The organism is Halomonas sp. MCCC 1A13316 (genome assembly GCF_014931605.1).
GTDB lineage: Bacteria > Pseudomonadota > Gammaproteobacteria > Pseudomonadales > Halomonadaceae > Halomonas.
The window spans coordinates 4,011,383-4,031,799 of the sequence record NZ_CP053382.1 but is presented as its reverse complement, the minus strand read 5'-3'; the positions used below and the strand labels follow the sequence as shown (position 1 = coordinate 4,031,799).

Annotated in this window: 22 protein-coding genes; 13 read left to right on the top strand and 9 right to left on the bottom strand. The window is 64.8% G+C overall.

Annotated elements, in window-relative coordinates; genetic code table 11:
• Positions 1-3: 3 nt before the first annotated feature.
• From benB to HNO52_RS18695, 7 genes are all read left to right on the top strand, one after another.
• Positions 4-495: a benzoate 1,2-dioxygenase small subunit gene (gene benB, locus HNO52_RS18725; protein WP_197566689.1), complete on the top strand. Its 492-nt coding sequence runs from the start codon at positions 4-6 to the stop codon at positions 493-495.
• Positions 496-527: 32 nt separating this feature from the next.
• Entirely contained in the window at positions 528-1,571 is a 1,044-nt protein-coding gene (benC, locus tag HNO52_RS18720) for a benzoate 1,2-dioxygenase electron transfer component BenC (protein ID WP_197566688.1), read from the top strand.
• Complete coding sequence (gene benD, locus HNO52_RS18715; protein ID WP_232090389.1) at positions 1,568-2,359, top strand: benzoate diol dehydrogenase BenD; 792 nt, start codon at positions 1,568-1,570, stop codon at positions 2,357-2,359. The genes benC and benD overlap by 4 nt, the downstream gene beginning before the upstream one ends.
• A 70-nt stretch (positions 2,360-2,429) precedes the next feature.
• Positions 2,430-3,683, top strand: coding sequence for a benzoate/H(+) symporter BenE family transporter (locus HNO52_RS18710; RefSeq protein ID WP_197566687.1), 1,254 nt, complete (start codon positions 2,430-2,432; stop codon positions 3,681-3,683).
• A 90-nt stretch (positions 3,684-3,773) separates the two neighbouring features.
• Positions 3,774-4,982 (top strand): benzoate/H(+) symporter BenE family transporter, encoded by a 1,209-nt coding sequence (locus HNO52_RS18705; protein WP_197566686.1) that lies wholly within the window; start codon positions 3,774-3,776, stop codon positions 4,980-4,982.
• 82 nt (positions 4,983-5,064) lie between these two features.
• Positions 5,065-6,795, top strand: coding sequence for a DEAD/DEAH box helicase family protein (locus HNO52_RS18700; RefSeq protein ID WP_197566685.1), 1,731 nt, complete (start codon positions 5,065-5,067; stop codon positions 6,793-6,795).
• Complete coding sequence (locus HNO52_RS18695; RefSeq protein ID WP_197566684.1) at positions 6,795-7,145, top strand: ABC-2 transporter permease; 351 nt, start codon at positions 6,795-6,797, stop codon at positions 7,143-7,145. The genes HNO52_RS18700 and HNO52_RS18695 overlap by 1 nt, the downstream gene beginning before the upstream one ends.
• Positions 7,146-7,254: 109 nt before the next feature.
• Here HNO52_RS18695 and HNO52_RS18690 read toward each other — a convergent pair whose 3' ends face one another.
• From HNO52_RS18690 to HNO52_RS18670, 5 genes are all read right to left on the bottom strand, one after another.
• A complete protein-coding gene (locus HNO52_RS18690; protein ID WP_197566683.1) occupies positions 7,255-7,551 on the bottom strand; it encodes a c-type cytochrome in 297 nt (98 codons plus the stop codon).
• 112 nt (positions 7,552-7,663) lie between these two features.
• Positions 7,664-8,050 (bottom strand): hypothetical protein, encoded by a 387-nt coding sequence (locus tag HNO52_RS18685; RefSeq protein WP_197566682.1) that lies wholly within the window; start codon positions 8,048-8,050, stop codon positions 7,664-7,666.
• Between the two features lie 84 nt (positions 8,051-8,134).
• Positions 8,135-8,446, bottom strand: coding sequence for an AzlD family protein (locus tag HNO52_RS18680; RefSeq protein ID WP_197566681.1), 312 nt, complete (start codon positions 8,444-8,446; stop codon positions 8,135-8,137).
• On the bottom strand, positions 8,443-9,159 hold the full coding sequence (locus HNO52_RS18675; protein ID WP_197566680.1) for an AzlC family ABC transporter permease: 717 nt from the start codon (positions 9,157-9,159) through the stop codon (positions 8,443-8,445). Before HNO52_RS18675 ends, HNO52_RS18680 begins: the two co-directional genes overlap by 4 nt.
• A complete protein-coding gene (locus HNO52_RS18670; protein WP_197566679.1) occupies positions 9,156-10,151 on the bottom strand; it encodes an LLM class flavin-dependent oxidoreductase in 996 nt (331 codons plus the stop codon). The genes HNO52_RS18675 and HNO52_RS18670 overlap by 4 nt, the downstream gene beginning before the upstream one ends.
• Before the next feature lie 169 nt (positions 10,152-10,320).
• Here HNO52_RS18670 and HNO52_RS18665 point away from each other — a divergent pair, with 169 nt between their 5' ends.
• The 5 genes from HNO52_RS18665 to HNO52_RS18645 all read left to right on the top strand — a co-directional run bounded on the left by HNO52_RS18665 (position 10,321) and on the right by HNO52_RS18645 (position 15,258).
• Positions 10,321-11,955, top strand: a complete 1,635-nt coding sequence (locus tag HNO52_RS18665; protein WP_197566678.1) for a BCCT family transporter — start codon at positions 10,321-10,323, stop codon at positions 11,953-11,955.
• Between the two features lie 120 nt (positions 11,956-12,075).
• Complete coding sequence (locus HNO52_RS18660) at positions 12,076-12,252, top strand: hypothetical protein (protein WP_197566677.1); 177 nt, start codon at positions 12,076-12,078, stop codon at positions 12,250-12,252.
• Between the two features lie 36 nt (positions 12,253-12,288).
• Positions 12,289-12,963: an extensin-like domain-containing protein gene (locus HNO52_RS18655; protein ID WP_442907074.1), complete on the top strand. Its 675-nt coding sequence runs from the start codon at positions 12,289-12,291 to the stop codon at positions 12,961-12,963.
• 71 nt (positions 12,964-13,034) lie between these two features.
• Positions 13,035-13,982, top strand: coding sequence for a cobyrinic acid a,c-diamide synthase (locus HNO52_RS18650; RefSeq protein ID WP_197566675.1), 948 nt, complete (start codon positions 13,035-13,037; stop codon positions 13,980-13,982).
• A gap of 79 nt (positions 13,983-14,061) precedes the next feature.
• The gene (locus HNO52_RS18645) at positions 14,062-15,258 is read left to right on the top strand and encodes a toxic anion resistance protein (RefSeq protein WP_197566674.1); all 1,197 of its coding nucleotides are present in this window, start codon (positions 14,062-14,064) and stop codon (positions 15,256-15,258) included.
• A gap of 44 nt (positions 15,259-15,302) precedes the next feature.
• On the opposite strand, the gene HNO52_RS18640 is transcribed toward HNO52_RS18645, so the two are convergent.
• The 4 genes from HNO52_RS18640 to HNO52_RS18620 form a co-directional block, all read right to left on the bottom strand.
• Positions 15,303-15,650, bottom strand: a complete 348-nt coding sequence (locus tag HNO52_RS18640; protein ID WP_197566673.1) for a sll1863 family stress response protein — start codon at positions 15,648-15,650, stop codon at positions 15,303-15,305.
• A gap of 71 nt (positions 15,651-15,721) precedes the next feature.
• Positions 15,722-16,990 (bottom strand): GGDEF domain-containing protein, encoded by a 1,269-nt coding sequence (locus HNO52_RS18635; protein WP_232090388.1) that lies wholly within the window; start codon positions 16,988-16,990, stop codon positions 15,722-15,724.
• Entirely contained in the window at positions 16,987-18,348 is a 1,362-nt protein-coding gene (locus HNO52_RS21150; protein ID WP_232090387.1) for a substrate-binding periplasmic protein, read from the bottom strand. The genes HNO52_RS18635 and HNO52_RS21150 overlap by 4 nt, the downstream gene beginning before the upstream one ends.
• A gap of 183 nt (positions 18,349-18,531) precedes the next feature.
• Positions 18,532-18,822, bottom strand: a complete 291-nt coding sequence (locus tag HNO52_RS18620) for a PQQ-dependent sugar dehydrogenase (protein WP_197566672.1) — start codon at positions 18,820-18,822, stop codon at positions 18,532-18,534.
• A 178-nt stretch (positions 18,823-19,000) separates the two neighbouring features.
• Here HNO52_RS18620 and HNO52_RS18615 point away from each other — a divergent pair, with 178 nt between their 5' ends.
• Positions 19,001-20,389, top strand: a complete 1,389-nt coding sequence (locus HNO52_RS18615; RefSeq protein WP_197566671.1) for an MFS transporter — start codon at positions 19,001-19,003, stop codon at positions 20,387-20,389.
• The last annotated feature ends 28 nt before the right edge of the window (positions 20,390-20,417 follow it).

Here is a 20,417-nt window from a genome sequence, read left to right as displayed (position 1 = left end):
ATCATGAGCATCGATTTTCTGGCCATCCAGGCCTTCGTTCATCGCGAAGCTCGTCTGCTCGACGACCGCGAGTGGGACGAGTGGCTGACCTGCTACCACAAGAACGTCGTCTTCTGGATGCCGGCCTGGGACGACGACGACCGGCTGACCGAGGATCCGCAGAGCGAGATCTCGCTGATCTACTATCCCAGCCGCGAAGGTCTCGAGGATCGCGTCTACCGCATCAAGACCGAGCGCTCCGGGGCGACCAGCATCCCCGAGCCGCGCACCACCCACCAGGTCACCAACCTGGAGGTGCTCTCCCGGCAGGGCGACACGGTGGAGCTGCGCTTCAACTGGCACACCCTGAGCCATCGCTACCAGCAGACAAGCGCTTACTTCGGCACCTCCTTCTACACCTTGGACGTGTCCGGCGACACGCCGCTGATCACCTACAAGAAGGTGGTGCTCAACAACGACTACATCCACCAGGTCATCGACGTGTATCACGTCTGAACGATCGTGAACCCGGTGGGGAGGAGACGAGCATGAGCTACATGATAGCCCTCAACTTCGAAGACGGCGTGACCCGCTTCATCAGCTGCAAGGACGGCGAGACGGTGCTCGACGCCGCCTATCGCCACAAGGTCAACCTGCCGATGGACTGCTCCGACGGCGTCTGCGGCACCTGCAAGGGTACCTGCGAGCAGGGCGCCTTCGACCTGGGCGACGAGTACATCGACGAGGCGCTCTCCGACGAGGAGGCCGCCGAGGGCAAGGTACTCACTTGCCAGATGGTGCCGTCGTCGGACTGCGTGGTGCAGGTGCCGGTGGCCTCGAGTCTGTGCAAGACCGCGGTGGGCGAGTTCCCGGCCCGGGTCGCCGAGGTTGCGCGGCTCTCCGAGGACAGCTTCGAGCTGGTCGTCGATCTCGATGAAGACGAAGGTCTCGCCTTCCTGCCGGGCCAGTACGTCAATATACAGGTCCCGGGCAGCGACGAAACCCGCTCCTACTCGTTCAGCTCGCTGCCCGGCGAGCGTTGCGCTTCGTTCCTGATCCGCAACGTGCCGGACGGACTGATGAGCGGCTATCTCACCGGGGCGGCCAAGCCCGAGGATGCGCTGACCCTGACCGGACCCATGGGCAGCTTCTACCTGCGCGAAGTCGAGCGCCCCGTACTGATGCTGGCCGGCGGCACCGGCCTGGCGCCGTTCCTGGCCATGCTCCAGCAGCTGAAGGAGAAGGGCTGCGACCAGCCGGTGCGCCTGCTCTATGGCGTCAATATCGACGACCACCTGGTCAAGCTCGAGGAGCTCGACGCCTTCGTCGAAGCGCTGCCCGACTTCGCCTACACCACGGTGGTCGCCGACGCGGCGAGCGAGCATCCGCACAAGGGCTACGTGACCCACCACATGGCGCCTGAGCTGTTGCATGACGGCGAGGTCGATGTCTACCTGTGCGGGCCGCCACCGATGGTGGACGCGGTGCTCAGCCACTTCCGCGAGCAGGGCATCTCGCCGGCCAGCTTCCACTACGAGAAGTTCACTCCGAGCCTGGCCCCGGAAGAGGCGAAGAAGGAGGCGGTGGCATGAGCGCGCGCATCGAGGGCCCACGTTTCGAAGGGCAGGTGATGGTGATTACCGGTGCCGCCCAGGGCATCGGCCGGCGCGTCGCCGAGCGTGCCGGCGCCGAGGGTTCCCGGCTGGCGCTGGTGGACCGCGCCGAGCATGTCGAGCAGGTGGCGGCCGAACTGCGCGAAGCGGGCATCGAGGCAATCGCCCTGATGGCCGACCTTGAAACCTGGCAAGGCGCGGAAAGTGTGATGCGCCAGGTGCTGGAGCACTACGGCCGGCTCGACGTGCTGATCAACAACGTCGGCGGCACCATCTGGGCCCAGCCCTACGAGCACTACGGCCCCGAACAGATCGAGGCCGAGGTGCGCCGCTCGCTGTTTCCCACCCTGTGGTGCTGCCGCGCGGCGCTGCCTTACCTCCTGGAGAGCCGGGGCAACATCGTCAACGTCTCCTCGGTAGCCACCCGCGGTATCAACCGGGTGCCGTATGCCGCGGCCAAGGGCGGCGTCAATGCCATGACCGTGGCGCTGGCCTTCGAGTACGCCGAGCACGGCATTCGCGTCAACGCCACCGCTCCCGGCGGCACCGAGGCGCCGCCGCGGGTCATACCGCGCAACAGCGCCGAGCAGAGCGAGCAGGAAAGGGCGTGGTACCAGCAGCTAGTCGACCAGACCCAGGCCACCAGCTTCATGGGGCGCTACGGCACCCTCGACGAGCAGGCCGGCCCGATCCTGTTCCTGGCCTCGCGCGATGCCGGCTACATCACCGGCAGCGTAATGCCGGTGGCGGGTGGTGATAGCGGCTGATCGACCCAAAGCAACACGTTCACAATTAGCGCCAACACTTCAAACATAAAAAAACCCCCTGGAGCACAACGTGAAACATATCGAGAAGGGTGCCGGCCTTGTCACGGCACCGCGCGATTTCATTCGCGACCTCAATGCCGACAACCTGAGTGCCGGTCTGGTGGCCGGGATCTTCGGCCTCAGTGCCGGGATCATCCATATCAGCGCCGGCACAGCAGCAGGGCTTCCCCAAGAGTTCACCCTGCTGTGGGTGATCAGCTACCTGATGATCAACGGCCTGTTCGGACTGTTCCTGCCGGCCTACTACCGGCTGCCGCTGCCGGTGGCCAACTCCATCCCCGGTGCGCTGCTGTTCGCCGCCATCATCCCCGTGGTGGGGCTCAACGAGGCGCTGGGCGCCACGCTGATGGCGGGAGCCATCGCGCTGGTGGTGGGTCTTGCCGGGTGGATGAGCCTGGTCATGCGGCTGATTCCGATGCCCATCGTGATGGGCATGGTGGCGGGCATATTGCTCAAGTTCGGCACCAACATGGTGATGCCGCTGCAGAACGCGCTGCTGCCGGCGTCGGTGATGATCCTTTCGTTCTTCTTCGCCGCGCGCTACCTGCGCCGGGTGCCGCCGCTGGTGGTCACGCTGCTGGTGGGCGTCGGCTACATGGCGCTCTCCGGCGCCGATTTCTCGAGCGTGACGTTCTCCTTCAAGCTGCCTGAGTTCATCATGCCGGCCTTCACCTTGGAAGCCTTCCTGGCTTATGGCCTGCCGCTGGCGCTGATCCTCGTCGGCATGGAGACGCCCGCCGGGGTAGGGCTGGTCAAGGGCATGGGCTACAAGAGCGCCCCGGCCAATGCGATCACTGCGTTGGGCGGCTTCGGCACCATGGTCTCGGCCTTCTTCAACCTGCACAGCACCTGCATCGCCGCGCCGATGACCGGGATCTGTTCGGGGCCGGAAGCCGGTAGCCACGACAAGCGCTGGGTGGCGGCGGTGATCGTCGGCATCATCTTCGTCACGGCGGCGCCCTTCTACGGCTTCGTGTTCAGCCTGATCGAGGCGATGCCGAGCTATTTCATCGCCATCATCGCGGGGCTGGCACTGCTGCGCGTGATCGGCTCGGCCATGCACATGACCTTCTCCGGCAAGCATGAGGTAGGCGCGATGTTCTCCTTCCTGATCGCCGTATCGGGAATCCAGATTCTCGGCATCGGCTCCTCCTTCTGGGCGCTGGTACTGGGGGCGGGGCTCTCCATGCTGGTGGAGTTCAGGGATTTCGACTTCTCTCGCGAGTCCACCACCACCGGCTGTTCCGCCGCGTCGGCGCGTTGATCCAATACGCATGAATCCTCCTTGGCCTGAGACCGCGCGCTGGTCCAGGCCTTTTTTCTCGCCGGCAGAAACCAGCCAAGGCCGTTGACCATGTCGCTACTCAAAGATGCTTCCCTACCTGCGCTCACTGCCGGATTCGTGGCGGTGCTGATCTCCTATGCCGGTCCGCTGGCGATCTTCTTCCAGGCGGCCCAGAGCGCGGAGATCTCGAATGCCATGATGACCTCCTGGGTCTGGGCGATCTCCCTCGGTGCTGCCGCCTCCGGCATCCTGCTCAGCCTGTGGCTCAAGGTGCCGGTGGTCACCGCCTGGTCGGCGCCGGGCACGGCGCTGCTGGTCAGCCTGTTTCCCGAGCTGTCGCTGGGCGAGGCCGTGGGGGCCTACCTCTCCGCGGCGGTGATACTCTTCGTGGTCGGTATCACCGGTTCCTTCGACCGCATCGTTCAGGCGATCCCGCCCGGCATCGCCAGTGCCATGATGGCCGGCATCCTGTTCCAGTTCGGTGTCGGGATATTCGTCGCGCTGGAGTCGGTACCGGCGCTGGCCATCGGCATGATCGTCGCCTACCTGGTCTTCAAGCGGCTCAACCCGCGCTACAGCTTGATCCTGCTGCTGATCGTCGGCGTGGTACTGGCGGTGGTATTGGAAGGGGCGAGCCTGCGCGGCGTCTCGATCCAGTTGGCCGAGCCCCAGTTCATCCGCCCCGAGTGGACCTGGCACGCCACCCTGAGTCTGGCGATCCCGTTGGCGCTGGTCAGCCTCACCGGCCAGTTCCTGCCGGGCATGGCGATCCTGCGCACCTCGGGCTACGACACGCCGGCCAGGCCGATCGTCACCATCACCAGCCTGACCTCCTTCGCCACCGCCTTCTTCGGCGGGATTACCACTGTAGTGGCAGCCATCACCGCAGCCATCTGCACCGGCAAGGAGGCCCATGAAGACCCCGACAAGCGCTACGTGGCCGGGGTGGCCAATGGCCTCTGCTACCTGATCGGCGGCACCTTCGCCGGCACCATCGTGCTGCTCTTCACCTCGCTGCCCGGGGAATTCGTGGCGGTGCTGGCCGGTTTGGCGCTGATCGGCGCCATCACCAGCAACGTCAGCGCTTTCGCCGCCCGCAAGGAGCACCTGGAGGCCTCGGTAATCACCTTCATCGCCACCGCCTCGGGCATCAGTTTTCTGGGGCTGGGTTCGGCCTTCTGGGGCGTGGTGGTAGGATCCCTGACCTACCAGTTGCTGCACCGTCCCTTCGTGCTGTCGGGGCGGCGAACGGCTTCTGCCGCCAGCGAGAGGCAGTGATTGCCCCGCGCGAGGAATTCGGCCAATGTCGGGGCATGACCGCCGACCATCGGCCTGAAACCGCAACACGTGTATGGCGCCTATGCTTGATCGAGCTGTTCCCGAGTACTCGGCATGGAACCCCGGCCTCGAAGCCGACCTGCCCAGACGCTACCAGGCCCTGGAAACCATCCATCGCCCCGACAACGTCTCTTCCCGACTGGCCGAGATTCCCGAACTGCGGGCCCTCACCGGCCTCGAGGAGGAGGAGCTGGTCGCGTTCCGTGCCGAGCGCCTGGTACTGCAAGAGCTGATCGTTCGGGTGACGGCCGACATCATGGTGCTCGAGGGCGAAGAGGAAGAAGTGCTGGGGCACCACTTCCGTCGCATTACGCTAAAGATCTTGTTCGACTATCTCTCTCCTCACCTGCCGGTGTTCCAGCAGGAGTTCGATCGGCTCTACGCGGCGATACACGACAAGGCGGATGAGATCCTCGCGGCCGCTTTTGCGCCTGAGCCAGTGGTGACCGATCCCGAGCCCGCCACTTTTCTGGCCAGATGGCTGGGCAGGCGTCCTGCTCCGCAGCGACAGACGGATCGCCGCTCCTTGGAGGAGCGGCACCACGATGCGATTCAGAGCATCAAGCAGCAGGGCTTGGCTGCCCAGGACGAGCTGGAGCAGGCCGTCTACAAGAGCGCTTACCGCGTCCTGAGCTCGATTGCCGCCATCCAGGGCCATATCGGGGTGGATCGAGAGGTGCTGGCAAGGCTGATCACCCGGCATGCCTGTAACGACTACGGCAGCCGCATCATCGGCCGCTTGCTGGCGCCTCATGTCGAGCGGGCCATGCAGCAAGAGGGCTACGAGCGGGTTCCTCTTGCCGACGAGCCGATCCTGATCAGCCTCAAGGGCGCCTCGGCGGCGGGCAAGAGCTCCCTGCGGCACCTGCTGAGGCATACCCTGCAGGACTTGGGCGTTCAACCGGAGCAGTACGGCACCATCACTCCCGATATCTGGCGTCGCCTGCTGCTCGACTACGAGGCGCTGGGCGAGGCGTACAAGTATGCCGGCCGCCTGGCGGGCAAGGAGGTCAAGCTGATCGATGCCAAGCTCGACCGCTACATCCGCGACAAGGCACGGCGTGACCGCACCATTCCGAACTTGCTGATCGATCGGTTTCGCTTCGATAGCTTCTCGTCGGAGACGGTGGCGCGGATCCTCGACGATACCTATGCCAAGTACGTCGCCACCATGCACATCTACTACATCATCACTCCCCCGGAAGCCACGGTGGAGCGTGGCTGGCAGCGAGGGCTGGAGCGGGGACGCTACAAGGCGGTGTCGGACTTCCTGGGGCACTGCGTGGAGTCCTACGACGGGATGCCCAGAGTGTTCTTCAAATGGATGGGCAGTCCACGGCCGCGCTTCAAGTACGTCTTTCTCGACAACAGCGTGCCCAAGCATACCCCGCCGGCGGTGATCGCCCACGGCACCCGCCAGGTGCTTCACATCCTGGACCCCCAGGGCCTGGTCAACCTCGAACGCTACAAGAAGATCAACACAGCGGCGACGTGTCCGGACGAAGTCTATCCCGGCGGCGACAGCCTGACGGTGGCCAGGAACTGTACTTTCCTCAAGCAGTGCATCGCCAAGGTGCCGGAAGTGCGCTTCGTCGATCGCGCTAGCGGAGAGATGTATCTGCGCGCCACCTCTGGCCGCTTCGCGGTGGAAGACGCCGTGCTGCTGCATGCCAAGCGCCACGACCCGGAGCTCGCCGAGCTGTTTGCCGAACTGGGGGTGCCCGAGCATAGAATGAGAATTTTGCCGGGGTAATGAACTTCCTCATCTTCCCGATATTCTTCCTAACCTCGGCGCTCTATCCACTGTGGCGCATCCGCGAAGGCAGCCACCTAGTCTATCGGATCTCCGCGCTCAACCCCTTCACCCATGCCGTCGAGATGATCCGCTTCGCCATGTACGAGCGTTTCAACGTTGATGCGACAATGATCAGCGTGGCCGTGGCCGCTCTGCTGGTGGCGATACTGAGCTATTCCCGTCGCGGGGCATGCTGGGGGGCAAGGGAAACACTACATAACTGTCGGCGCGTGCGAATCACTGCGTTGCGCGGTGCTGGTGCGCCAGCCCGGTCGAAACCCTCACCTATACCCATAGGCTCCGGCTGACTCGCAGCCTTCGGCTTCTCACCCCTTCGGGGCCAGCCTATGGCTGTTTGTCGCTTCGCTCGGTACTGTGCTGCGTGCGCCTTGTGCTTCATCCTGCTCGACGATTTCTTTAGCGCTTCCCAAGGGCGCCGGCGGAGAGAGTGAACTTCAGGGCGCGGCGATACTTTCCAGATTGTCGATGGAGAGATGCGCTGGCGCGAGCGCTCGTCGAGCCCCACAGCACCATGCGCGTACCGGGCAGGAAATCCTGGGGCCCGGAGAGAAAGGCGTCCAGGTTCTCGCGGTTCCATGTCAGGTCGGCCTGCTCCAGGACCGGCGCATAATCGAAGTCGTAGAGGCTACCGGCCGGTCGGCCGACCAGGGCGTGCAGGCTGGGGCCGGCCGCTGTCGTCCGAAGTCGAGGCATTGTTGTTGTCTCCGGAAACATCAGGGTGGTATGGCTTCAAGTGATGGCAGGCGAGCGTTTTTTTTCCAGTGCAAATGATGGCTTATCGATTCTGTATCCTGATGCCGACCGGTCAGCCGTTGCGTTCGTCGTCGCGCACCTCGTAGTCGCCCTCCAGCAGTTCATGCTCGCCGGGGCGACGGTTTCCGCGGTAGTGGGTCTCGCGATAACGGGTCGCGCTGTCATAGTGGCCGCTGCCGGCATCCTTGGCCTGCTCGGCGCGGATCTGCTCGAGGCGCTTCTTCATGCGGTAACGTACGATCGGCAGCATGGCCCAGCCGAGCAACAGGAAGAACAGGCCGAGTACGGTGCCGACGATCAGCAGCAGGCCGAACAGTAGCCAGGTAAAGATCAGCTTCAACCCACCCAGGGGGCCGCGGGGAGCCTGATTCGCCCGGGTGCGCCACTGCTGGGCAGCCTGCCAGGCGGCGTTGCGGCGAGGATCGTTGCGGTCGAACATGGACGTCTCCGATGATGACGCCGCAGCGCGGCGTGCGAGTGACTGTCCCTTTGAGACTTTGGGATTAGGATCGTTCCCTGGGGACTAGGCGACCAGTCGCCACAGGGCGGCGGTCACGATACCCGCGCCGATCGCCGCCAGCGTTTTTTGCGTGGTCAGCATCACCACGAGAGTGGCCACCAGCGCCAGCCTCGCGCCCCAGTCGCCTTGCATCGCCATGGGCGTGATCACCGCGACCAGCACTGAGCCCGCCATGGCGTTGATGAATCGCTCCACCTTGGGACCGATGGGGATGCGCGACATCACGAACACGCCGCCTGCGCGGGTCAGGTAGGTGACCACTGCCATGATCAGGATGGCAATGACGGCTCCCGCCGTCGTCGAGGGCAGGGTCAAGCGGCCTCCTTCTGCCGTTGCGGCAGCAGCAGACCCGCCAGCCCGCCGGCCAGGGCACCGACGATCACGTGGGAGTGGGGCGGTAGCCAGACCATAGCTGCCAGGGCGGCCAGTGCAGCAGCGCTCCACGGTAGCAGCATCGACAGGTCGCGGCGCCCGCCTACCAGCATGGCCAGCAGGAAGCAGCCCATGATCACGTCGAGCCCGAAGCGCTGGGGCTCCTCGATGCCGCTGCCGAAGATCACCCCGAGCAGCGTACCCAGGAGCCAGGTCAGCCACAGGGCGATGCCACCTCCCACCAGCATGCCGACGTTGGTCTCGCCGCGCTGGCGATCGGCGGCGGCCATGGCCCAGTTGGAGTCGCTCATCACCACCAGGCTGGCGTAGCGCTGTCCGGATGGCAGATGGGCCAGCCAGGGTTGGATGGCGGCCCCCATCAGCAGATGGCGGGCGTTGATGGCAAAGGTGGTGGCGATCAGCGGCAGAAGTGGAATCTCCGCTCCCCACAGTTCGAGGGCGGCGAACTGCGAAGCGCCGGCGAATACCAGCGCGCTCATCAGCATGGCTTCGAGACCCGAGAGCCCGCGCGACAGCGCGGCCACTCCGAAGGCCAGGCCGAAGATCACCACGAACAGCGACAGCGGCGCCATGCGGCGGATGCCGGAGAGCACGCCGGGGAGGTCGAGTCGTGCGCCAGCTACGGGTGGGGTCATGCGCGCCACACCTCGGCCACGATCTCGTAGCTGCGCCGACGATCCTCGCTGGCGTAGGTGTCGGTGTTGAGCATCAGTTCGTCGGCCCCGGTCTGCTCGAGAAAGCGCTCGAGTCCCGCGTGCACGGTGTCGGGCCCGCCGATGACCGCCGCGCCCAGGAATTGCTCCACCTGCACTCGCTCCATGGGGGTCCAGTCGAGCGTCTCGACCGGCGGCAGCGAGCGGGTGCGACGCCCGCGCACCATGCCGAGGAACTTCTGGCGGGTAGTGGAAGCGAGGAACTGGGCGCGTTCGTCGTCTTCGGCGGCAATCACCGGTAGCCCGACCATGGCATAGGGGCGTTCGAGCAGCGCCGAGGGGCGGAAATTGTCACGGTAGAGCCGCAGCGCCTCTTGCAGGTAGCCGGGGGCGAACTGGGCGGCGAAGGCGAACGGCAGTCCCTCGCGGGCGGCGAGCTGGGCGCTGTAGCCGCTGGAGCCGAGCAGCCAGAGCGGAACGTTGGTGCCCTGGCCGGGTACGGCGCGTACACGTTGCGCCGGCCGCTCCTCGCCGAGAAAGCCCTGGAGTTCGGCCAGTAGCTCAGGGAAGTTCTCGGCGCCGGCATAAGGGTCGCGGCGCAGTGCGGCCATGGCGGCGGCGTCGGAGCCCGGTGCGCGTCCCAGCCCCAGGTCGATGCGGTCCGGGTAGAGAGTTTCCAGCGTACCGAACTGTTCGGCGATCACCAGCGGTGGATGGTTGGGCAGCATGATACCCCCGCTGCCCACACGGATACGCGAGGTGGCGCCGGCAATATGGCCGATCAGCACGGCAGTAGCGGCACTGGCGATGCCGTCGAGGCTGTGGTGCTCGGCCAGCCAGTAGCGGGTGAAGCCCAGGCGTTCGGTCAACCGGGCGAGCGCCACGCTCTCGGCGAAGCTGTCGGCGATGGTACCGCCCTGGCGAATCGGCGCCAGGTCGAGTACGGATAGTGGGGTGTCGGAAAGTCGGGGCATGTTCGAGACTCAAAACCTTTAGCCTGCTTGGTTTCTCCAGAATCGTCGTCTCGACGCCGCGATGCAATGGTTTTTGTGGTCCGAATCGACGGCGGTGGCAGTGGATTGTGTGGTGTCAGGATTGGCCTGCTAGGATGAGGGCGTTCAAGGACGAAGCAAGGAGCGCCTTATGGCCAACCATGGAGGGCAGCGGGTCTTTGCCGTGTCGGCCCTGATCATTCTTGCGCTGGTGGCACTGGGCGCCGGTTTTCCCGAGGCTTTCGGCGAGGCGGCAGATACCGCGCTTGCCGGTGTCACTCGGCTATTCGGCTGGTTCTATCTCTTCTCTGTGTTCGGCTTCGTGATTTTCCTGCTGGCGCTGGCCCTGAGCAAGTACGGCAAGATCCGTCTGGGGCCGCAGGACAGTACGCCGAGTTTCAGCTTCTTCTCCTGGGTGAGCATGCTGCTGGCGGCCGGCTTCGGCGTGGGCCTGGTGTTCTACGGCATGGCCGAGCCCATGCTCCACTACGTCGAACCGCCCTACGGCGATGTGCCCGCCGAGAGCACCGAGGCGGCGCGCTACGCCATCCAGTACAGCTACTTCAACTGGGGCATCCATCAGTGGGCGGCCTTTTCGGTGGTGGGGCTGATCATCGCCTATTTCCAGTTTCGCAAGGGGCAAGCCGGGCTGGTCTCGTCGGTGCTGTCGTCGGTTGCCGCCAAGTACCCGCGCGTGCGCCCCTACGCACCGACCCTGGACGTGTTTGCCGTGGTGGCTACGGTGATGGGCGTGGCGACCTCGCTGGGGCTGGGGGTGTTGCAGCTCAACGGCGGCTTCAATGCCGTGTTCGGTCTACCCGAGAGCGTACTGTGGCAGTCCGTCATCCTGTTCTTTATGTTCCTCGCCTATATGGCCTCCACCTGGTCGGGGTTGGACAAGGGGATCCGCCGGCTCTCCAACCTCAACATGATCCTGTGCATCGGCCTGATGCTCTATGTGCTGGTGACCGGCCCCACGGTGATGATTCTTGAAACCATCACCCTGGGTGTCGGCGACTACCTGCAGAATTTCATCGGCATGAGCCTGCGTATCGCGCCCTTTAGCGACAACACCTGGGCGTCCAACTGGACGATCTTCTACTGGGCCTGGGTGATCGCCTGGTCGCCGTTCGTCGGCACCTTCGTTGCTCGGGTGTCGCGCGGGCGCACCATCAAGGAGTACGTTTTCGGCGTGCTGATCGTGCCGCCATTGCTGGCCTGCCTGTGGATCGGCGTGTTCGGCGGCGCCGCCCTGCACATGGAGCTGGCCGGCGATTTCGGCCTGGCGACCGCCACCGAAGCCAACATCACCGTGGCGCTGTTCGAGATGTTCGAGCTCATGCCCTTTACCGGCGTGCTCTCGGTCATCGCCATGCTGCTGATCTTCATCTTCCTGGTCACCTCGGCCGATTCGGCGTCCTACATCGTGGCGCAGATGACCGACAACGGCTCGATCAACCCGCCGCTGTTCAAGCGAGTGGTCTGGGGCATGTTGATTGCCGCCATCTGCCTCACTCTGATTGCCGCCGGTGGCCTGACCGGGCTGCAGTCGGCGGCAGTACTCTCGGCGCTGCCCTTCACCTTCATTCTCTACGGCATGATCGTGGTACTGATTCGCGAACTGCGCGCCGACCGACGGGCCATGCTCACCCAGCTTTACCGCCGCCATGGCGAGACGCCGGTGGGCGCCGATGCTTTCGAGGCCGAGGTGCTGGGCGAGCAGGAGCGGTTGCGTCGCGCGCCCAACGTGATAAATCGGCGCATCAATCACCGTGAAGGAGGGTAGGTGTGGCCGCAAGGATTCGTGCTTGGCCATATGACGTTAAAAACCAGCTTGTAATAGCAGGTAGCCAGTGGGTGGCGCAGGCCGTAAGCTCTGAGAGGAATGGGGAACCGGACGTCTACCATGTCTCTCATCGGCTCACGCCGTCGCGCGCTTCAGCGAGGCGCCACCCGCCGGCGGCAGCCGAACCGCGGGCGTCAGAACAACTTCGATCGCTGGCTCGACCGTGCGGTTGACCTTGCCGTGCTCACGGCCCTGACGGTGGGGGGTGTGGCGCTGGTATTGCACTTGTTGCTCTAGTGCGAGGTCGAGATGCGCTCGTTGCTGATATGGGTCATGTTGGTTTCCGTGGCTGCTGCGGCCTGGTGGCAGTTCGAAGAGCGAATTCCCGCCCACTGGCACCCTTGGAAACCGCTGAGCGTCGACGACCTCCTGACCCCGGTCACCCAATGGAAACTGCATCTCCTGGCCGACGACCGAGAGGCGTGCTTGACGGCGCTCGGCACGGCCCCTGAGGGGACGCTGCGGATGACCCCGTTGAATGTCCATGAGCCTTCCCCCGGCTGCCCGCTGAGCAACGTCGTGCGCTTGCATGACAGCGACGTCGCGTTCAATACCAGTTTCGTGGCGAGTTGCCCGCTGGCCCTGGCCTGGGTCATGTACGAGCTTCAGCGCCTGCAGCCGGCTGCCGAGGCCCATTTCGGCAGCCGAGTCGCGCGTGTCGAACATTACGGTAGCTTCGCCTGTCGCAATGTCTACGGTCGCGAGAGCGGTCGTCGCAGCGAGCATGCCACGGCCGAGGCTCTCGATGTGGCGGCCTTCCGCCTGGAGGATGGACGCCGAATCACCCTGCTCGAACACTGGAGCGACGAGGGCGCGCGGGGAGCCTTCCTGCGCGAGGCGCGCGACGGCGCCTGCGATCTGTTCGGCAATGTGCTGGGCCCGGCCTACAACCGCGCCCATGCCGACCACTTCCACTTCGGCATGCGCGGTTTCCGCCTGTGCCGCTGAGGCCATCAGGCTCGCACGCCGTTGTCGGCCCCCGTACACTCAAGGCAACTACCCGCTGGCGCATGAGGCTTATGCTGGATTTTCTGCAGGGTTTCTCTTATGGGCTATTCGTTACCTGCCTGCCGTGGTGCCTGGTCGGGCTGGCCAATCCGCGTCTGGCGGTCGCCACCGAGAACCCCAATCGTCTCCAGGTATTGTTTCGCTATTGTCTGCTGGTGCCCTTCATCAGCACGGTACTGTGGCTGACCTCGCTGTGGGGTGGCTTCGGGCCGAGCCTGGGCGGCTGGCTGGCCGGCCTGGTGGCGGTGGGGGTATCGCTGCCCGTGGAGCGTGGCTGGCGCCGCTGGCGTGCGCGGCGGCATCAACGTCGGTTGCAGGAACGGCTCGCGGCCGAAAGCGAGCGGCGGCGCGCCGAGCAGGAGCGTACCGCACGGGAGACTGGCGTGGCCGAGCTGGACCCCACCCGGCCGCCGGTGGATGCCGATGAGCTGGTGCTGTCACTATGCCGCGCCAAGCAAGGGCTGCTCGACGTGAAACGTGCCGATCTGGCGAGCCAGGTCGACCGTTTCTACACCCGCTATGCACATGTGATGGAGCTGCTGACGGCGCGTTTCGATCGCAGCGAATTGGCTTTCGAGCGCTCCCGTGGCCTGATCACCGAAGTTTGCCTCGGGGCGGTGGATACTTTTACTTCCATGGCGGCCCAAGCGCGTGGCGTGACGGGGCTGGATGGGGATTATGTACGCCGACGCCTGGAGCAGGAGGGGAGCCGGCTGTCCGTCGAGGAGCGGATAGCGCTCAAGCGCCGGCTAGAACTGATCGAGGAGACCGACCGTCGCCTGCGGCGCCTGCTCGCGCGCAACGAATCGGCGCTGACCCTGCTCGACGATACGGCGGTGGCGCTCGCCCGGGTCGAGACGGGGCGGCCGCAGGCCACACTCGCCACCGACAAGGCGCTGGAGGAACTGCGACGCTTCATCGAGGGGGCGGATCGCTACAGCCGCCATGAACGCCGTTGAGTATCCCGCTGGCCGGCGTTGAGCAACACGCTGGCGTAGCTTGCTAAGGTGTGGGAAAGAGCCTGAAGGGGGAACGCTTATGAACCAGTCGTCCGAACGTGGCTCGCCGCTCTCGCTGCCGCCGGTGGAGGAGATCGCCAGCGAACTCGAGGATATTGCCCCCGAGCCGACGGATAATGAAGAGATCGTGATCGACGACCCTGAGCTCGAGCAGATGGCGGATAGCTTCGTCGACGAAGTGCTGGCCAGCGAAGGCGCCGAGCTCGAGCGTCAGCGGCGTGCGGTGGACGAGATGGGTCTCGAACTGCAGCAGCAGGCGGCGCATCACAGCGAAATGCTTCAAGCGCCGCTGCGCAAGCTGGCCCATCAGGGCGACGAGGGCGGTCCGGTGGCCAAGGCGCTGATCGACCTGCGCGGCCACATGCAGGATCTCGATCCGCATCAGAATAGCCTGGCAGCGGGGCCGTTCGACCGCCTGTTGTCGCGCATTCCCGGCGCCGGCAGTCGCGTGCAGCGCTACTTCCGCAAGTTCGAGAATGCCCAGCAGGCGCTGGACGCCATCATCGCCGACCTGGAGGCGGGGCGCGACATGCTGCGTCGTGACAACATCACGCTCAGCGACGACCAGGAGAGCCTGCGCCAATTGCTGGGACGGCTGCAGCGTCAGGTCGACCTGGGGCGGTTGATCGACCGTCGCCTGGGGCAGGCGCTGGAGCGGCTCGGCGACACGCATCCGCAGCGCACCTTCATCGAGGAGGAGCTAGTCTTCCCGCTGCGCCAGCGCATCGTCGACCTGCAGCAGCAGCAGGCGGTCAGCCAACAGGGCGTGCTGGCCCTGGAAGTGATAATTCGCAACAATCGCGAATTGATTCGCGGCGTCGACCGGGCCATTCACGTGACCGTGTCGGCGCTGACCGTGGCCGTAGCCGTGGCGCTGGCGCTGGCCAACCAGCGCCTGGTCCTCGACCGAGTCGAATCGATCAATACCACCACGTCGGAAATGATTACCGGAACGGCGAGAACGTTGCGTCAGCAGGGCGTGGAGATCCAGACCCGTGCCGCCTCGGCGCAGCTCGACATGCAGGCGCTGGAGCAGGCTTTCGACGATGTGCTGGGCGCGATCGACGATCTGTCCCACTATCGCCAGGAAGCGCTGCCCCAGCTCGACGCCCAGATCGACCGGCTGGCGCAACTCGCACGCCGGGGCGATAACGCCATCGACAGGCTGCAGCGTGGCAGCGAGATTCAGTCCCCCGATACGCAGGAGAAGGAGTAGCCATTCCCGCGTGAGCCTGAGCGCCTGCGGGGCCCTTCGAGGGGCTAGGGGGAGCCCCCCGGGGAGTGGCGGCCCGGGCCATCGTCTTCGTTGACGTCCTTGGGCGGCGGCTCGTGCCGCTGGGCGTCGCGCAGAGCCTTGCGCATCAGCTCCCAGGCATCGTCGAGCCCCTGTTGCAGGGAGTCCCAGGCCGCTTCGCTGGCAAACTGCAACTCGTCTAGCCGACGGCGGGTCTCGTCGCGGCGCCGCCGCAGCCGCTCGATGTCGTCCTGGTACCGGGTCTGCGCCTCGGCGCCTGCCTGGCGCGCGCGGGCGACCAGGGCGTCGATCTCGGCGTTCCATTCGTCCAGTCGGGCCTTCATCTGCTCGATGAATTCGTCGCGTCTGTTCATACGGCTTCTCCGCCTCTGGCTGATGCTACTCCTATCGATTCCCCGCTGCCGGTCCGGTTCCCCTGTCGTGTTCAGATCTGTGCGGCCACTCGGTCGCGGCCCTGGCGCTTGGCACGATAGAGCTGGCTGTCGGCCTGGGCCATCAATTCCTCATGGCCGATGTCGTCGAGTGCCGGCGCGCAGCTGGCCACACCCAGGCTGGCGGTAACCCGGCCGGTGTGGGTCGCATACGCGTGGGGGATGTCGAGTGCGCGGATTTCCCGGTGTATTCGCTCGGCGACTCGCAGGGCGCCCTCCAGGTCGGTATCGGGCAGTACGCAGACGAACTCCTCGCCGCCATAGCGGGCGACCAGGTCGGAGGCGCGATGGACCACTCGCGTGAGCGCCTCGGCGATGGCTCTCAGCGTGTCGTCGCCGGCAACGTGGCCGTAATGGTCATTGAACTCCTTGAAGTGATCGATATCGATGAAGATCACCGAAAGTGCATGGCCGTTGCGTCGGGCTCGCTGCCACTCGCGAGCGATGAAAGTGTCGAAGTGGCGACGGTTGGCGATACCGGTCAGTCCATCCATGGTCGAGATCTGGTGCAACTGGTCGCGCTGATCGAGGCCTTGCTGGAAGGCCAGCAGCAGCTGATCGACGCTCTCCACCAGGTGTCCCAGCTCGTCATTTCCATGACGGCCCATGGCCGGTTTCGGCCAATGGCCGGGTTGGCGCGGGTCGGTGTCGGCGATCGCCGCATGCACGCGGAGCAGGGGGCGAGTCACGAACCCGTGAAACACCAGGGCAAGCAGCGCAGCAATGGCCAGTGACTTGGCGACGCCCAGCGAGAAGATCAGCAGGCTGCGATCGGTGAAGTCGCGTGCCAGGCGGTCGAGCGCCAGCGTCAGTTCGAGTTTGCCCACCGGCTGGGCTGGGTTGTCAGAGCCGGCCTGGTAGTTGAGCGTCTGCTGGTAGTGGAGGATGTCGTCGAACAGGGTGTGGGCCAACCAGCCGGAGACGGGTTCGTTCTCACGCTGACTGGTGGCCATGGTACGACCGAAGTCATCCGTGATGGCCACTCTGGCGACGCGGCCGCCGTTGAACAGACCCTCGACGACCTGAGTTGCCAGGTCGGGGTTGAGCTGGAAGGCGGCCTCTGCCGCGGTGCCGTGCACCAGGTCGAGGCGGTAGCGGGTATCGCTGACAATCTCATGACGCATCGCGCGGGCATCGAGGGCCAGCTCTACGGCGCCGGCAAGAATGCTGAGCAATAGTGCGATGGCCAGGGTGAGTCCGGCCTGCTTGGCGGTCAGGCTGCTCCTGCCGGTCTGGCGATCCATGCCAGAGGGAAGGCTCACTGGCGCGTCTCCGTGTTGGCCAGTGCCCGGTCGAGAGCGGCTTGCAGCCGGGCAATGAATGGGTCGGGAACCGAGGGATGGCAGGCCAGATAGAGATCCACCTCGTTGAAGGAGAACAGGCGACGCAGCGGCAGGTCGGCCTCCTCGGCGAGGAGCCAGGCGGTCTGTTCGCCGGTGACCCAGGCATCGATCAGCCCGGCTCGAAGACGGCCGACGTTCTCGCGTTCGGCACTGGCCACCACGATGGGAACTCCTTGATTAGCGACGTATTGTCCGACGGCATCCTTGCGAAAGCTGCCCACGCGCAGCTCTGCCAGGTCGTCCAGGGAGTCGGCTTCGATGTCTGCCTCTGCGAGAGTGAAAGCGGCCCAGGTACTCGACACCAGTGGGCCCACCCAGGTGAATAGCGACTCACGCTCGGGCGTGCGGGTAGTCGAGTAGACGCAGTGGAGCTCGCGCAACTGGGCCTCGGTCAGGGCCCGCGCCCAAGGCAGCAGGCGGAAGTCGGCGTCGAGTTCGGCGTCATCCAGTGCTGTCCTCAGCAGTTCGGTGGCGCGCCCCGTCACCCGGCCGTCTTCGTCCTGATAATTGTAGGGCGGGTACTCCTCGGTATTGAAAGTGATGGTGCCACCGAGGATATCGCTGACGATGCCCTGTTCGCGAAGACGATCCAGCGCGGTCTGCATGCGCTCGACCAGAGCCGGGTCGGTGTCGCGGTGCAGGGCATAGTAGAGGTCGGATTCACTGATCGTCAGCGCGGGAACGAAGTCGGTGGTAGGCAGGCCCTCCTCCTGCATCAGCCAGAAGGCGACATCTTCGCCATAGGCCCACAGGTCGACCCGGCCACGCTCGAGCATGCGTAAAGCGCTGACATTGGAAATGGCTACATGTATCTGGCTTTCCGGCACGCCGGCTTCCTGTAGCCGCTGGGCGCCAATGTCCTCGCGAATGACGGCGATGCGATAGCCGCCGGCAATCGCATCGCCGATTTCGTCCAATTGGATACCGCTGTCACGACGGGCGATCAACTTGACCCTGTTGGTGGCGATGGGACCGACCCACTGGAACAGCTCCTCGCGCTGTTCGGTGCGTGTAGTGGAGAAGAGTACCGTACCCGGCTCGGAGAGGGCGGTATCGTAGCCGCGCGCCCAAGGGTAGTAGAGCACGTCCTCGCGGGATAATGCGGTATCTGTCTCGGCAAAGATCCGTTCGAGCAGCTCGATGGAAATGCCTTCGAGGCGATCGTTATGCCGATAATTGTAGGGTGGGTACTCTTCGGTGATGAAGGTCAGCCCTTCCAGGCCGGCTGCTGCCGGGAGGGGCAGCAGTACCAGCACCAGCAATAGCCACTTTTTCATGCGCTCTGCCCCTGCCTGCTTGTTCTTCTGACCCGCGAGCCGCCTGTCTGCGCCTGTCTGGTCAGGTGGCGCCTGGACTAAGCCAACAACATGACAAAATTGCTTAACACAGGTTAACAAAGATAATGCCCGTGGTATGGCAAGAAGTGAAGAACGCCTTTCTCCACGTTTTACGAACGGCTATTACCGGCCGGCAGGCATCGCGGCCAGCCAAGTGTGAAAGAGAGCGTTACGCCTCGACCGCCCAGACGCCACCGTGCTTTTCATCCACGGCCAGCCCCAGCGCGTGTCGATGCTCTCAGGAGTAGATCCTGGAAGGAAGCCGACCTCTTCGAGCAGCAGGTTGTCTTCCGGTGCCAGGCCCTGCGGGTCGAGCCGCAAAGTGGAGCCGGCGTGGTCCAGTTCAGTATCCTGGGCCCGTTCGGGGTCACCGCGTTCGCCGATGGACATCAGCAGGGGACATTTCTTCGGCATGTACCAATGCTGCGGCCAGGGTCAGCCCCAACAAGGAGATAGCGTTCAAGCGTTCCATTGCCTGCCTCCAGTCCGAAATGTAGTACCCAGTGTAGTGAAAGCAGCCAAGTCGTCATTCCTGCCGCGATAAGCTGATAGGCTAAGCGCTTACGAGGGACGGGTGAGGAGATCAGGCACGATGAGCGTGATACCGGCCGTTGGCGGTACGACACCCCGGCAGCGGGCGTCGAAGCGGGAAATCTTTGGCTGGGCGATGTTCGATTTCGCCAACCAGGCCTATACGCTGCTGATCATCACCGTGGTGTTCGGTGAGCTGTTCACTACCGTCATTGTTGGCGAGCGCGATGACGGTTTTCGCCTGGCCAACCTGCTGTGGAGCCTGGCGCTGGCCGTCAGCTACCTGCTGGTGGTGATAACCGGTCCGCTATGCGGTGCGGTGATGGACTACCGCGCGGCCAAGAAGCGTTTTCTGTTCGTCAGCTACATCGCCACCGTGGTGGCGACTGCACTGCTCTATTTCGTCGCGCCTGGCTACGTCATGCTCGGGTTCCTGCTGATCGTGGTGTCCAACTACGCCTACTCCATGGGCGAGTCGTTCATCGCCGCCTTCCTGCCCGACCTCGGCCCGCCACAGGATCTTGGCAAGATATCCGGCTTCGGCTGGGCGCTGGGTTATGTGGGCGGCCTCTTCGCCGCCGGTTTCACCCTGGTGGCGCTGGGCGAGGCCACCGCCGCGAACTTCGAGCGCATCCGCTGGGTGGGGCCCTTCGCGGCGGCGTTCTTCCTGCTTACGGCCATCCCCACTTTCCTGTGGGTGAAGGAGCGCGGCACGCCGCAGCCGCATCGCAAGACGTACCGGGAGATCGCCTGGGAGCGCGTCTCCACCACCCTGCACGAGCTCAGGCGCTTTCGCGACCTGGGTATCTTCCTGGTGTCGCTGCTGTTCTCCATGGCCGGGGTCTACATCATCATCGCCTTCGCCTTCATCTACGGGGCTCAGGTGATCGGTTGGGACGAATCGATCCGCAACGTGATGTTCATCATCGTGCAGGTCACCGCCGCGGCCGGCGCGCTGGGTTTCGGTTTCCTTCAGGATCGTATCGGCACCAAGTTCACCTATCAGTTGACTTTGCTGCTGTGGGTGGCGGCGATACTCGCCATCTGGGCCACGCCGGAAGTCACGGCCTGGCTCAACGCCAGCCTGGGGCTCGACTGGGAGGCGCAGCATCTGTTCCTATTCGTGGGCTGCCTGGCCGGGCTTTCGCTGGGCTCGAGCCAGTCGGCCAGCCGTGCCCTGGTGGGGCTGTTCTCGCCCACGCGCAAGGCCGCCGAGTTCTTCGGCTTCTGGGGGCTGGCCAACAAGCTGGCCGGGGTCATCGGCATCATCGGCCTGGGTCTGTTGCAGACGGTGGTGGGGCTGCAGGCCTCCATCCTGCTGTGCGCGGCGCTGTTCATCGTGGCGATGCTGATCTGCCTGGCGGTGAATCAGGCCCGCGGGGAGCGGGCCGCGGCCGAGTGGGAGCGCCTCAACGGCGGCCACGCACCCGTGGAGGAAGCCGTCATATGACTCTGAACCACCCCGTGCCGGCTGTGCT